Raw genomic sequence first — 14,538 nt, forward strand, 5'->3', positions numbered from 1 at the left:
TTTGGTTTATTTTGAAGCAGTCGCAACTGCCAATGCTAATGAATATACTTTTGTTTCTGCTGAATCAGCACGAGATGTTAAAACAATCGGTGCTTTTGCGCCAGCAATCATTGCTCCTACTTTTGCATCAGCAAAGTAGACGAGTGATTTATATAGCACATTTCCAGCTTCAATCGTTGGGACGAGTAAAATGTCTGCCTTACCTGCTACATCACTTACTATGCCTTTATGTTCTGCTGCAATTTGTGATACTGCATTATCTAAAGCAAGTGGTCCATCAACGACACAATTTTTAATTTGTCCGCGGCGATTCATTTGAGTTAACATCGCTGCATCAATTGTTGCTTGCATCGCAGGATTCACAACCTCTACCGCTGCAATTGGTGCTACCTTTGGCGAATCAATTCCTATTGCCTGGGCAACTTCTACAGTATTCTGTATAATAGCAGCTTTCTGTGTTACATCAGGTGCAATGTTCATCGCTGCATCCGTAACAAAAATGAGACGATCGTAATTCGGAACTTCAAATGCTGCAACGTGTGAAAGTACGCTACCTTTACGAAGTCCCCACTCTTTATTTAATACAGCTTTCAAAATATTTGCTGTTGGGATGTTCCCCTTCATAAGCACATCTGCTTCGCCATTTCTTACAGCTTTCACAGAAAGTTCTGCAGCCTCAGCACTTGACTGTGCTGCAATTACTTCAATATGTTCTGAAGTTTGTAAGCTATGTTCTTGTAGCATCCCCATTATTTTTTCTTGATTTCCATATAGACGAAATTGAGCTAGCTGTAATGTAATTGCTTTTGCTACAGCTTCAATTACTTCATGATCTTCAGCTATTGCTACAGCCACAGTTTTTTTAGGCTGTCCTGCTGCTTGATCAATTAAGTGTTCTAACTTCATATTTTGTAATCAACCCTTTCCGTCGTCCCTCGTCTTTTTATAAAGCAAATACCGTGCCAACTTTTAAAAGTGGTCTTACCAATAATGAAAACGCATTCAAAATGCAGTAAAATCAATACTTTGGAAAATAACAAAAGATTCTGTCTTGTTTTGTCGTAATTTGTATACCATGCAATAAATTGCACGGTACGCAATTTATTGCATGCTATTTTTTGCACACTCATACTTTTCTAGCTTGTAATATAAATTTCGAACCGAAATTCCTAACGCTCTTGCCGTTTGTGTTTTATTTCCGCCAAACCGCTCTAAATATTCATGAATGATATTCCCTTCAAACTCCGTCACTAAATGTTCAAGTGGCTTTTCTTCTAACTCTGGCAATAAATGAGCTTGCTTTGATTCCACCTGCTCTTCGTTATGTAATGGTGGTAAATGGTGTACATCGATATAGGTCTCGTTATAATTCATAAAGATAATAGCTCTCCCCAAAATATTTTCAAGTTCCCTCACATTCCCTGGCCATTCATATGATTGTAAATACGAAATAGCTGAATTAGTGAGTCCCTCTATATTTCGGCCATAATCTTGATTAATTTTTTGAATTAATCTTTCTGCAATTGATGGTATGTCCTCTTTACGCTGACGCAGAGACGGGATTTGAATTGGAATTTTATTTAATCGATAATATAAATCCTCCCTAAACTCTCCTTCTAGAATAGCCTTTTCTAAATTCACGTGCGTTGCTGCAATTACTCGGACATTAATAGGGATTGCTTTCGTTCCACCTACTTTTACAATCTCTTTTTCTTGCAACACACGAAGGAGTTTCGCTTGTGTATTTGCAGACAATTCTCCTATTTCATCTAAAAAGATACTACCGTTATTCGCTTCCTCAAAGAATCCACGTTTTCCGCCTCTTTTCGCACCAGAAAATGCACCTTCCTCATAGCCGAATAATTCACTTTCTAACAACGTCTCCGAAATAGCTGCACAGTTTACACGAACGAACTTATTATATTTTCGGTTACTTCCATTATGGATAGCATGTGCAAACAATTCTTTACCCGTTCCAGATTCTCCGCGTAGCAATACTGTTGCTGGTGTATTCGCGCCAAGTTTCGCCTGTTCAATAGCGGCCGTTGTTTCATCTGAATTTCCGACAATGTCATCAAAAGAATACTTCGCTTCTAACGTTCGAATAATTTGCCTTGCTCGATTCAATTCATTTGTTAACTTTTGAATTTCTGATACGTCACGAATTACACCGACGCTACCTTTTAATATTCCATCCACAATGACCGGTGCTACGTTTACAATTACATCCCGCTTTTTTTGTCCAATCTTCATATGTATTCCTCGTACCGCCCTACGCGTTCGAAGTACTTTCATATGCATACTTTCACCTTCTACAATATCAGTTGTAGCTGGTTTCCCAATAATATCCTCTTCTGTTAAACCTGTTAATTTCGTATACGCAGGGTTAATTACTAATCCTCGTCCTTTTTCATCCACGACCGAAATGGCTTCCTCAGACGAGTTGATAATCGCCTCAAGTAACGTTTGAATCTCTTTTAAATCTGTAACTTCTTCCGCAAGATCTACAACCTCTGTTATATCTTTAAAAATCGCAAATGCCCCTTGTACTTCTCCTCCCTCTTTTAATATCGGAATACGGGTTGTAATAATTTTCTTTTCATTCTCTAATGTCAGTTCATAATTCACTTCTATTTGTTTCGTTCGTATAATACGAAGCAACTTACTCGTCGGAATGACTTCTAAAATATATTTCCCTACCGCATCTTCTTTTTTATACCCGATAATACGCTCTGCACTTTTATTAAATAGACGAACTTGTCCATCTCGATCGATTACAATCATACCGTCATGCGTAGAATTTAAAATTAAATCACCTTGTTGCGTTTGTTCTTCTAACTTTCCAATTAAATCTTCCTTCTCATGTGCTAATCTCGTAACAATTTTCGCAATATCACCTGGTATAAGAAGAGTATCTTTATGCTTTTTCTTTAATAAATCTTTATGTAAATCAGAGTCACCTGTCATATCAAACATTACATCAATGTGCATAGAAAGAAATGGTGTTACACTCTCTCCAATTGTAATCCCGTATTCTTTAGCCATTTGTAATCCTTTTGCTATCGGATTTATATCAATAATCCCTATAATTTGAAATATATTCGAACTTTGTAACAGATTCAGCAATGTACTACCACCTTCACCTGCACCAACAATTAAAACTTTTTGTCTCATATATTACACTTCCTCTCGAAGTATCTCTGCAAAATTTTTCACACCCTTATCTTACTCGTTCAGCCCCCTCTTGACAAACCCCCTTTTCATATAACATCATTAAAATAAACGAAATAATCTGAAAAGGAGAGTTTATATGCAGCGTTACCTCGCTCTATTATTAGCACTCATCCCTATTTCATTAGCTGTGTTTGGCATTAAGTTAATGAGAGATACTGTATTCGGGATTCTATTTCCTCCACTCTCTATACTATGGTTACAATTTTTAATTGGCGCTCTCTGCTTCGGGCTCGGGTTTTATATTTTTGGTGGTTTCGTCTTACACCGAGACCGTAAACGAAATAAAGTACAAGCTCGCTTTAGAAGATAGGAAATCCCCTCTATTTATCAATAAAAAAATGAGACCGTTACACGCGGTCTCATTTTTTTATTGGCAATAACGTTCGTGCCGTTTCAGGGTAATCAGTAATAATTGCTGAAATATTCATATCAAAATATTTCAGCATAAGTGTTTCTTCATTAATGGTATAGGGGCGAACCTCTACATCACTTTCCATCGTTAGTTCAGCAATAGCATCTTGAAGATAACGATAATTAGGGTGTACTGCTGTAGCGCCCATTTTTTTCGCATATGCCCACGGACTATGCAAACCTTCGCGATATAAAATCGCTGTTTGAATATCAGGAGCCATCATATGACACCTTTTCATACTGTAGTGATTAAATGAAGAAAATATAACACGATCTTCTAAATTAAATTTACGTACAAGCGTTATAACTTCTTCCTCTAAGCCTCTGTATGGAATTTTATTATTTTTAAGTTCAATATTAAGTAGCAACTCTGTTTTTTCAATCCATTGTAATACTTCTTCTAAAAGAGGTATTTTACAAAACCCTACTTTATCACCAAATTTGTAGCTCGCATCTAATTTACATAAATCCTCGTATACATAATTTCGAACCGCACCTTTTCCATTTGTTGTCCGGTCCACTGTTTCATCATGGATGACAACAACTTTTCCATCTTTCGTTAATTGAACATCAAGTTCAATCCCATCTGCTCTAAAAGATTCCGCTGCTTCAAATGAAATCATCGTATTTTCTGGGTATGTTCCTGCTGCACCACGATGTGCAAATATAAGAGTCATCCTCACTCCCCCAATCTTATGCTATACTATACGAAAAAGGAGGTACTTCTATGAGACCATTACAAATTTCTCCAGACACTGCAGTCCGCCTATCAAAAGCATTAGGTGTTCCACTTGAACAACTTATGCATATGCCGCAGCACATTTTAATTCAAAAGTTAGTTGAATTAGAAAAACAAAATAAAGACGAAGAATAATACAGTCCTGTTTTGCAGGACTTTTTATTATTTTCTATTATATCATGGATGACTTCCCTGCTAAAATTCTTTAACGGATATACTATGATTCCATGTAATCTTTTCCCAAAACATTTATATTCAATTAAATGAAACCCCTTCTTTTAATAAAAGAAGGGGTTTCTTACTACTTGTTTCAATTACTCAAATTATGCATTTTTCTTTTCTTTGTTAAAAATCATGAACAATTTATACAACCCTAAAGAAGCTGGAATATTCATAAATGCAAATGCTTCATACGTATAATGAGGAGCTGTTTCCCATAGTAACAAGAAAGTAAATACTCCTAATGTACTAATCATCGCAATTCGTATAACTTCCGATTCATTTTCATCTTTCTTTTTATAAAGAATAATAGCCGCCAGAACAGCTACATAAACGAATAATTTGATAACATACGAATATATAGTAACGACTTCATAATTCGTTGTACTATAGTCCGATACATACTTCGTTATCGTGTCATCCTTCTGCTCAAACCATTGTCCAATACGGTACATGGAGAACTGACTTGATACCCATTCTCTAGTTATTTTTTCATTTAAATGTTGCACATAACCCGTTACACCAAGTTCACTGAAACGCTGCACTATAACTTCTTTATTGTTTTCATTCAAATCCTTCGTATTCTTTATATTTTCATCATCAATATAATCTGCATCTGCCTGATTCCACACACCATACGTATCTTTGTTCAGTCCCATTTTCACCCAATGAGTGAATGGGATTTTTTCAATTTCATTATCGGTACTGAGATTTAACTTTGCCGTTATACCTTTAAAACTTACAATAAGGATTAAACAAAATAAAACACTACTTAAAACCTTTACAGAATACGCCTTACGAAACTTCAAAATATTTTCAATTAAAATTGCTAAAGCTACAGCTAATGCTGTTGGTCTTATAATATAAGTACAAGCCGCGAAAACCCCTAATAAAATCCATAAAATAATCTTCATTCTTTTTGTTTCCGCCGTTTTCAAGCACAAATATGTATACATCGTTGCTGAAATAAAAAATATTACTAGTGTATGCGTATAGAAAACTGGTGCCTGCCAATATATAAAAATGTTTAGCACAGATAACACGATCGATATGTGAGCAACTTTAAAGTTTGTAATTTTCCTTACAATCAATACATTTAAAATAATACTACCTGTTATACAGGCTATTGGTAATATTTTCATCGCTAAATCTACACTTCCTACCAATTTAGCAAAATACCCTCCTAATAATACGATATGTGTATTATACGGATAAAATAGAAGCTGTCCCATTTCTAAAAATTGATTATCTCCATTAAACACAGAGACAATTCCTTGTTTAAGGATGGCATAATCTCCTATAACAGGGTTAAATGCTATGGAAGTAATAAATATTTCCATCAGCAAAATGATTATACTACCTAAAGTAATCATAATATTTGTGCGCGTTCTTTTCATTTTATAAATAACCCACTTATAATACATAAAGAAGAGCGCAAATAAAAGCAACGTTGCCGCTATAACAGCACCAATTTTTTCAGGAGTATACTCCTCAGTTGGATAAGGAAATTCACCACTCATCAAAATTGTTTTCGGAATAAAAAATTTACTTACTATCATTGAAAATATAGATAAAAACACCGTCATAACAATGATTGGGTATGCTCGGTTCACTATTTTCTTAAAAGCCATTCATCCATTCTCCTATATCTCTATCTTTCTCAAAACAATGATACGTTATAGATAGTATGATGTCAAACCCACGTGTTTCCTGTACATATCCTTATTTTCACTGCATTTTTCAATATAAATATGTATTCCTTCAAACTCCTTAAATCAAAGCAAATAAAAAGACCAACGAATTCTAACATTCATTGGTCATTAAATAAAAAGTTCATTGGTTTTAAATTTAATATCGAGTATCAATTTCAAGAATTATTAAGCTTTACTAAAACTTAAATTCCTTACTATATTCACTCTCAGCTAGCCTTATGTTCAAGTCTAAGCTTATCCGCAACCATTGCAATGAACTCGGAGTTCGTAGGTTTTGCTTTTGACATAGATACTGTATAACCGAATAAAGACGAAATAGAATCAATATTCCCACGACTCCATGCTACTTCAATCGCATGACGGATTGCTCGCTCAACACGGCTTGCTGTTGTATTATATTTCTTTGCAATATCTGGATACAATACTTTCGTAATAGATCCAAGTAATTCGATATCGTTGTACACCATAGAGATCGCTTCCCTTAAGTACATATACCCTTTAATATGAGCAGGCACACCAATTTCATGAATGATACTCGTAATGCTTGCATCTAAGTTTTTCGGCTTTCCATCTATTGTCGTTGCTGAACGGAAAGATGGAAGTGGACGTTTAATAGTAGCGTTCGCTTTACCGCTTACTTGACGAATATGACTCGTTAAATTCTCCATATCAAATGGCTTTAATATGAAATATGAAGCACCTAAGTCAACTGCTTTTTTCGTCACATCTTCTTGTCCAAATGCTGTCAACATAATTACGCTAGGCTGTCTTAGCCTTTCAATATGTCGCATTTTCTCTAATACAGCTAAACCATCTAAATGTGGCATAATAATGTCTAAAACAAGTACATCCGGCTGCTTGTCTTTTAATAAATTTAAACACTCTTGACCATTATAAGCAGTACCGATTACTTCCATATCATCTTGAGCAGCAACATAACTCTCTAGCATTGATACTAATTCTTTATTATCATCCACAAGACATACTTTAATTTTCTCCACAGCTTTTCCTCCCTTACCGAATCGATTCTCCGACATGTGTATCCTTCTAGGCTACATGAATTGTTCGACAATTGTGTGAAAATTCCCTTTTAAAGTTTGTTACTTTCCGATAAAATCACAAAAAAATATGTTTATCGTTCATTTATTCCCTTTCGCAACACATTCCATCATAGAAATACAACGAAACGTTCAACCCTTTCCTTTTATTTTACAACAAAAAACACCTCTTGCGGAGCTTTTACAAAATTTCAACGAATTTTTCAACAGAAAAACGAGCTAATTATTAATTAGCTCGCTTTTCTTTCTTGTTCATAAATGTTAATTCCAGCCTCATGTAACATCCATTCAATATGGACACCATATCCTGATGTTGGATCATTTACAAATACATGTGTAACAGCACCAATTACTTTCCCGTTTTGTACAATCGGACTTCCGCTCATCCCTTGTACGATACCACCCGTTTTTGCTAATAAACGTTTATCTGTTACCTTTATTACCATGCCCTTTGTCGCCGGAAACTTTTGCGGTACTGTACTAACAACTTCAATATCAAACGATTCCACTTTATCTTGATCAATGACTGTTAATATTTTTGCAGGTCCCTCTTTTACTTGATGAGATAGTGCAATAGGCATTGCTTTATCCATTACGCCATTTGTCATATTTGTATTCAATTTGCCAAAAATACCAAATGGACTATTTATTGTAATATTGCCAATCACTTCACGATCTGGTGAGAATCTCGCTAATTTCTCTCCTGGATTCCCATGACTACCTCTTTCAATTGATGTAACTGTCGAGCGCATAATTTGTCCATCTTCGACTTGAATTGGTTTTTTCGTATCGTTATCAGAAATGACATGACCAAGCGCTCCATATTTCATAGAATCCGGATGAACAAATGTCATTGTTCCGATTCCAGCTGCCGAATCACGAATATATAAACCAATACGATAAGACGATTCTCCACTGTCTTTTTGTGGTGTTAACTTCGTGCGAATATATTTTCCATCTCTTAACAAAACAAGATTAAGCGGTTCACCTGTTTCACCACTATTATGAATAAATGGCGCTACATCACTCATTCTTTCAATTGTTTTCCCATTAATTTCAGTAATCATATCCCCAATTTGCACACCAGCCGTTTCACCAGGAGATACTTTCCCTTTTTCAGTTTGAATTAAATGATGGCCTACAACAAGTACTCCTTTTGTGTTTAACTTCACACCAATTGATTGTCCACCTGGAATAACTTTGAAATCTTTTAATACTTTCACATTTACTTTTTTTACTGGAAAACCAGCAAGTTGAAACACCATATCCGCTTCACCATTTTGATGAGAATTTACCATAAGTCCTTGTTTTTGTTCATTTGAACTTACTGTAAACACATGACGATCTGTAGATGAAGCTTGAAACACTGGTAATGAAGCTATTTCTGATTGTTGCCCTTCAAAAACAACAAGTTGCTTCGGGGACGAAATAAATGTCCTAAGCGGTTTAAAACACCCTATAAAAACTAAAGAAACAAGGAGAAAAATACCTATTATTTTGCGAAATCTTTCTAATTTCAATTTGTTCACTCTCCTCGCTCCTACCCCACATTCAGCCTCTTGGCTTCACTTTTTAATCTCTCCTTGCAGTGCTTTATTTATAACCGGAAGAATTAAGAAATCATTTTTTGAGAAAAAAAGCTATCCATTACTGGATAGCCTCTGCTGTCTGTTTAAAATGATGCGCTTGCGTAAGTAATTCTTTCGCATGTTCTGTCGTTAAATCTGTAATTTCCACACCAGAAATCATTCGAGCTATTTCTGTTACTTTATCCTCCATAGTTAAAACAGTAACTGACGTAATTGTTCGATCATTCGCTACTTGTTTTCGAATAAATAAATGTGAATCCGCCATTGAAGCGACTTGAGGTAAGTGCGTAATACAAAGCACTTGTGAGTTTACTGATACTCGATAAATTTTTTCCGCAATAGCCTGTGCGACGCGGCCACTTACACCAGTATCCACCTCATCAAAAATAACTGATGCAACACCTTGATGCTTAGAAAAAATGCTTTTTAAAGCTAAAATAATACGAGATAACTCTCCGCCAGAAGCGACCTTTGAAAGTGGTTTTAACGGTTCGCCTGGATTGGTTGAAATATAAAATTCCACATGATCGTAGCCATCCGCTGTAAGTCTTACCGGTGCTCCCTCCACAAGAGGCTCTTCCACATTTCCTTCTCTCTTCATAATTCTCACTTCAAATTTTGTTTTTTCCATATATAATTCTTTTAATTCCTGATGAATGGCATTTGTAAGATGCTCTGCAAGTTCATGACGCATATTACTTAACAACGTTGCTTCTTTCAGAATAACACTTTCTAATTCCTTTAACTGCTTCTTCGTCGTTTCAATATGAACGTCTTTATTTTCAATCGTAAAAATTTCTTGTTCAATTTTATCAGCATACGCTAAAATCTCTTCTACAGTATTTCCATATTTTCTCTTTAGCATACGAATTTCATTTAAACGCGTTTCGATTTCATCTAAACGATTCGGATCATATTCCATCATATCGAGCTTTTCTCTTAGTTGATACGCAACTTCTTCTAATAAGTAATAGCTATTTGCAATTGAATCATGATTTTCTTGATACACTTCATCTAAATGTGTAATACTTTCCATTTGTCCCATTGCGCTTCTTACATTATCTAATCCTTGTCCGTCCGCGCTTAACGATCGATATGCATCGCCTAATGCTTTATAAATTTTTTCGAAATTAGAAATTTGCAATCGTTCTTCAGTTAATTCATTTTCTTCATCCATCTTTAAATCCGCCTTACGGATTTCTTCATGCTGGAATTGAATTAAATCTAAGCGATGCGCCATTTGTTGTTCATTTTCACTTAACGATTTTAACTGTTTTTTTAACTTCTCATAATCAGCGTATACGTTTTGATATATATCCAATTGTTTAACAATACGATCTCCATCAAAATGATCAAGCATAAATAAGTGACGCTCTTCATTCATTAAGTCTTGCGTTTCGTGCTGCCCATGAATATCAACAAGTGTTTTTCCAATTTCTTTTAATATACTAAGGGTGACTAATTTCCCATTTACACGACATACGCTTTTTCCATTTGCAGCGATATCACGCTTCAAAATAATCATGCCGTCTTCGATTTCTATGTCCAATTCTTCTGCCTTTTCAATGCACGGATGCTTATCATCTTCTACATAAAATAGTCCCTCTATCTCAGCTTTTTCTGTTCCGTATCGAACGAATTCCGCTGAACCACGACCACCTACAAGTAAACTAATCGCATCAATAATAATCGATTTTCCAGCTCCTGTTTCCCCACTTAAAACCGTTAATCCTTTTTGAAAAGAAATATTTAATGCCTCAATAATAGCAAAGTTTCTAATCGATAATTCCGATAACAATGCCCCATTCACCTCGTTATAAACTAATCCCCTATTCAGGGCTTTTCTCAGTTCTTTATTCAAATAGTCATACTATATGTTTGTATGTATAAATTACTTTTCTAACCGCTCCATTGTACCAAACATTTGTTTTACGGGTCAATCCACCTATTTCCTAATTTTATTCAAAGAAAATATTATATTACAATTAAGAATTCATGTTTTTAACCAATAAAAATATCCTGTTCACTTTCCACTTTACAGAGGAAAGCAAACAAGATTTTTTTGTTACAGCATATTTAAGAAACGATCAGAGACAACACCTGTATCTTCAGGTGTGCGGCAAATAATTAAGCAAGTATCATCACCACAGATGGTTCCGATGATCTCATCCCACTCTAAATGATCAATAAGTGCCCCAAGTGAATGAGCGTTACCAGGCAATGTTTTTAGCACAAGCATATGTCCTGCCGTGTCTAATTTTACAAATGAATCCACTAGATTGCGTTTTAATTTTTGTAACGGGTTAAATCGTTGATCTGCTGGCAAGCTATATTTATAGCGCCCATCATGTAATGGTACTTTCACTAAGTGCAGTTCTTTAATATCGCGCGATACTGTTGCTTGCGTTACATTAAATCCCTCATTACGTAAAATATCAACTAATTCATCTTGTGTTTCAATTTCTTTGTTCGCAATAATTTCCCTGATTTTAATATGGCGCTGACCTTTATTCATACATTTGCACCTCACACTATCTCTTACCATAGTTTAAACATTGGTATACTTCACTTATTTATGTTAACTTATAATTCGTTACTTGTACACAATTGTTTTTACAATCATTATACAATTACAACAAAAAGAGGAACAACGTATGTTATTCCCCTTTCCCTTTTTGTTTTAGGACATCATGCGCCTCTGTAACTACTTGCTCAACAGAAACCGGAGAATGATTTTCGCCATTCTCGCGTTCACCATGCCATTTCAGATGAATTAAAAATTCAATATTACCATCCCCGCCCGTAATTGGTGAGAATGTTAAACCTTCTACGTCGTATCCTTCTTTTATAGCAAAGTCGACAATCATTTCCACGACAGCCTCATGTACTTTTCGATCACGAACGATACCTTTTCTACCAACTTGCTCTCTTCCAGCTTCAAACTGCGGTTTAATTAACGCTGCTACATCTCCATTTGGCATAAGCATTGTTTTTAAAACCGGCAGTATAAGCTTTAATGATATAAATGACACATCGATACTAGCAAATTGCGGTAAACCACGTTCTAAATCTGCTGGCGTTACGTAACGGAAGTTTGTTCGTTCCATTACGACAACACGCTCATCTTGACGCAATTTCCACGCAAGTTGATTGTATCCTACATCTAATGCATAAGATAATTTCGCTCCATTTTGAAGCGCACAATCGGTAAAGCCACCAGTTGATGAACCAATATCTATCATAACTTTATCTTGTAAATTCAGATGAAATGACTCTAATGCCTTTTCAAGTTTATAACCACCACGGCTTACATACGGCATAACTTGTCCCTTCACCGTAATCACTGTATCTTGTGGGATTTTCTCTCCTGGCTTATCCAGTCTCATTTCGTTTGCATATACAAGTCCGGCCATAATGGCGCGTTTTGCTTTCTCACGTGTTTCTATAAGCCCTCGCTCTACTAATAGTACATCTACTCTTTCTTTTTTTGCACTCATTTGTTACGCCCTTTTTTGTTTTGATGGAATCATTGTATGAATACGGTCTACAACAGCATCTGTCGTTAAACCAATTTCTTCTAATAATTTTGTTACACTTCCGTGCTCTATGAAACGGTCTGGAATACCCATTCGTTCAATTAACGCACTATGGTACCCGTTCTCAGACGCAAATTCAACTACTCCCGTTCCAAAACCACCGATTAAACAAGCTTCTTCAATCGTTAAAATCGGTATATTTTTTCCTAAGAGATCATGTAAATATGCTTCATCCATCGGTTTAATAAAGCGAGCGTTCACTACTTTCACTGAAACTCCAGCCTTTTCAAGACGCTCAGCCGCTTCCATTGCCATTGGTATTGTCGTACCAAATGTTAAAATAGCCGCTTGTGTACCTTCTTTTAACGTTTCCCATGAACCGATTGGAATCGTCTTTAATTCCTCATCCATATGAACACCAAGTCCATTGCCACGCGCATAACGTAACGCGATTGGTCCATCTTCATATTGCATCGCCGTATATACTAAATGTTGCCCTTCATTTTCGTCTTTCGGCATCATAAGTACCATATTCGGTAAATGACGTAAGAATGAGATATCAAATACACCTTGATGTGTCTCACCATCTGCTCCTACTAAACCAGAACGATCGATTCCAATGAAAACATTTAAATTTTGGCGGCATATATCATGAACAACTTGGTCATATGCTCTTTGTAAGAATGTTGAATAAATCGCTAAGAATGGCTTCATACCTTGCGTTGCCATACCTGCTGCCATTGTTGTAGCATGCTGTTCTGCAATACCTACATCAATCATACGATTTGGGAATTCTTTTTGGAATTTCTCAAGTTTCGACCCAACAGGCATTGCAGGTGTAATTGCAACGATACGCTCATCCGTTCTCGCCAATTTAAGTACTGTTTCACTAACAACAGCACTCCATGCTGGTGCAACTTCTTTCGGTTTAACAAAGTCACCTGATTCAATTTTATAAGGTCCTGTTCCATGCCAAGTGCCAATAACATCACTCTCAGCTGGTTTGTAACCTTTTCCTTTTTTCGTAATAACATGAACAAGCACTGGGCCTTTTGTTTTCTTTGCATATTGCAACGTTTCGAATAGCTTTTCATAATCGTGCCCATCGACTGGACCTAAATACGTAAAGCCTAACTCTTCGAAAAAGACACCGGATACTAGTAAATATTTAAGACTATCTTTTATTTTCTCTGCTGTTGCAGCAACTTTCCCACCAACTGCCGGGATTTTCTTCAATATATACTCTAATTCGTCTTTTACCCAATGGTATTTTCCTGCGGTACGTAGGCGTCCAAGTACATTATGAAGCGCACCAACGTTTGGTGCAATTGACATTTCATTATCATTCAAAATAACAATCATGTCTGTTTTTTCATGTCCAATATGGTTTAATGCCTCTAAAGCCATTCCGCCTGTTAAAGCACCATCACCAATGATTGGTATAACATATTCTTTCGTTTTCTTTAAATCACGTGCTAGAGCCATTCCCATTGCAGCAGATAATGATGTCGAGCTATGGCCAGTCTCCCATACATCGTGCTCACTCTCGCAACGTTTTGGGAAACCACATAGACCTTGATATTGCCTTAATGTACCGAATTCTTTTGCACGCCCAGTTAAAATTTTATGTACATAGGATTGATGTCCTACGTCCCATAAAAATTTATCTTTCGGACTATCAAATAATTTATGCAGAGCAATTGTGAGTTCTACTACACCTAAATTAGGTGCAATATGTCCACCTGTTTGAGAGAGCTCTTCAATTAAAAACTTACGAATATCCTCACTCAATCCCTCTAGTTCACCGATAGACATATCTTTCAAAAAACTAGGGTTTTGAATTTGCGTTAGATCCACATGGATCACTCACTTTCATTTCATAATCTGTCAACATGTCAAATATTATAAAAAACATTTACACAAAACAAGAAATTCTCTTTTTTTATTTTTCACCTTGTCCTGCTATTAACCAGTCTATTGCGCCCTAATCCTATTATAAACCATATTTCTTAAGGCGATGAAAAAAATAGCCGCTAACAC

General features: G+C 35.9%; 12 protein-coding genes. 2 read left to right on the forward strand and 10 right to left on the reverse strand.

Annotated features, from left to right (window positions below; translation table 11 throughout):
* Positions 1–6: 6 nt before the first annotated feature.
* Both yqiS and AC3WVA_RS02345 read right to left on the reverse strand, forming a co-directional pair.
* On the reverse strand, positions 7–906 hold the full coding sequence (gene yqiS / locus AC3WVA_RS02340) for a phosphate butyryltransferase (protein WP_098519982.1): 900 nt from the start codon (positions 904–906) through the stop codon (positions 7–9).
* Between the two features lie 195 nt (positions 907–1,101).
* Positions 1,102–3,174, reverse strand: coding sequence for a sigma-54 interaction domain-containing protein (locus AC3WVA_RS02345; protein ID WP_071757304.1), 2,073 nt, complete (start codon positions 3,172–3,174; stop codon positions 1,102–1,104).
* Positions 3,175–3,310: 136 nt separating this feature from the next.
* Between AC3WVA_RS02345 and AC3WVA_RS02350 the strand changes: the two genes are divergently transcribed.
* Positions 3,311–3,544, forward strand: coding sequence for a DUF2627 domain-containing protein (locus AC3WVA_RS02350; RefSeq protein WP_001190188.1), 234 nt, complete (start codon positions 3,311–3,313; stop codon positions 3,542–3,544).
* A 49-nt stretch (positions 3,545–3,593) separates the two neighbouring features.
* On the opposite strand, the gene AC3WVA_RS02355 is transcribed toward AC3WVA_RS02350, so the two are convergent.
* Positions 3,594–4,322 (reverse strand): glycerophosphodiester phosphodiesterase, encoded by a 729-nt coding sequence (locus AC3WVA_RS02355; RefSeq protein ID WP_048531043.1) that lies wholly within the window; start codon positions 4,320–4,322, stop codon positions 3,594–3,596.
* A 50-nt stretch (positions 4,323–4,372) separates the two neighbouring features.
* Between AC3WVA_RS02355 and AC3WVA_RS02360 the strand changes: the two genes are divergently transcribed.
* Complete coding sequence (locus tag AC3WVA_RS02360) at positions 4,373–4,519, forward strand: YycC family protein (protein WP_001247671.1); 147 nt, start codon at positions 4,373–4,375, stop codon at positions 4,517–4,519.
* A 188-nt stretch (positions 4,520–4,707) separates the two neighbouring features.
* Here AC3WVA_RS02360 and AC3WVA_RS02365 read toward each other — a convergent pair whose 3' ends face one another.
* The 7 genes from AC3WVA_RS02365 to dxs all read right to left on the reverse strand — a co-directional run bounded on the left by AC3WVA_RS02365 (position 4,708) and on the right by dxs (position 14,355).
* On the reverse strand, positions 4,708–6,234 hold the full coding sequence (locus AC3WVA_RS02365; RefSeq protein WP_492321770.1) for a glycosyltransferase family protein: 1,527 nt from the start codon (positions 6,232–6,234) through the stop codon (positions 4,708–4,710).
* A gap of 287 nt (positions 6,235–6,521) precedes the next feature.
* Positions 6,522–7,316 (reverse strand): sporulation transcription factor Spo0A, encoded by a 795-nt coding sequence (gene spo0A / locus AC3WVA_RS02370; RefSeq protein ID WP_033686380.1) that lies wholly within the window; start codon positions 7,314–7,316, stop codon positions 6,522–6,524.
* A 287-nt stretch (positions 7,317–7,603) separates the two neighbouring features.
* Positions 7,604–8,902: a SpoIVB peptidase gene (spoIVB, locus tag AC3WVA_RS02375; RefSeq protein ID WP_048531049.1), complete on the reverse strand. Its 1,299-nt coding sequence runs from the start codon at positions 8,900–8,902 to the stop codon at positions 7,604–7,606.
* A gap of 118 nt (positions 8,903–9,020) precedes the next feature.
* On the reverse strand, positions 9,021–10,760 hold the full coding sequence (gene recN, locus AC3WVA_RS02380) for a DNA repair protein RecN (protein ID WP_048531051.1): 1,740 nt from the start codon (positions 10,758–10,760) through the stop codon (positions 9,021–9,023).
* A gap of 267 nt (positions 10,761–11,027) precedes the next feature.
* Positions 11,028–11,477, reverse strand: a complete 450-nt coding sequence (gene argR / locus AC3WVA_RS02385; RefSeq protein WP_001032581.1) for an arginine repressor ArgR — start codon at positions 11,475–11,477, stop codon at positions 11,028–11,030.
* A 142-nt stretch (positions 11,478–11,619) separates the two neighbouring features.
* Positions 11,620–12,459, reverse strand: a complete 840-nt coding sequence (locus AC3WVA_RS02390; RefSeq protein ID WP_048531053.1) for a TlyA family RNA methyltransferase — start codon at positions 12,457–12,459, stop codon at positions 11,620–11,622.
* Positions 12,460–12,462: 3 nt separating this feature from the next.
* Entirely contained in the window at positions 12,463–14,355 is a 1,893-nt protein-coding gene (gene dxs / locus AC3WVA_RS02395; RefSeq protein WP_048531055.1) for a 1-deoxy-D-xylulose-5-phosphate synthase, read from the reverse strand.
* Between the last annotated feature and the right edge of the window lie 183 nt (positions 14,356–14,538).

This window comes from Bacillus sp. EB106-04-02-XG92 (assembly GCF_058791995.1).

Coding starts and splice junctions, on each gene's coding strand:
- argR (WP_001032581.1), bottom strand. CDS start 11,477: ATGAATAAAGGTCAGCGCCATATTAAAATCAGGGAAATTATTGCGAAC.
- AC3WVA_RS02355 (WP_048531043.1), bottom strand. CDS start 4,322: ATGACTCTTATATTTGCACATCGTGGTGCAGCAGGAACATACCCAGAA.
- AC3WVA_RS02365 (WP_492321770.1), bottom strand. CDS start 6,234: ATGGCTTTTAAGAAAATAGTGAACCGAGCATACCCAATCATTGTTATG.
- AC3WVA_RS02350 (WP_001190188.1), top strand. CDS start 3,311: ATGCAGCGTTACCTCGCTCTATTATTAGCACTCATCCCTATTTCATTA.
- AC3WVA_RS02345 (WP_071757304.1), bottom strand. CDS start 3,174: ATGAGACAAAAAGTTTTAATTGTTGGTGCAGGTGAAGGTGGTAGTACA.
- AC3WVA_RS02390 (WP_048531053.1), bottom strand. CDS start 12,459: ATGAGTGCAAAAAAAGAAAGAGTAGATGTACTATTAGTAGAGCGAGGG.
- AC3WVA_RS02360 (WP_001247671.1), top strand. CDS start 4,373: ATGAGACCATTACAAATTTCTCCAGACACTGCAGTCCGCCTATCAAAA.
- yqiS (WP_098519982.1), bottom strand. CDS start 906: ATGAAGTTAGAACACTTAATTGATCAAGCAGCAGGACAGCCTAAAAAA.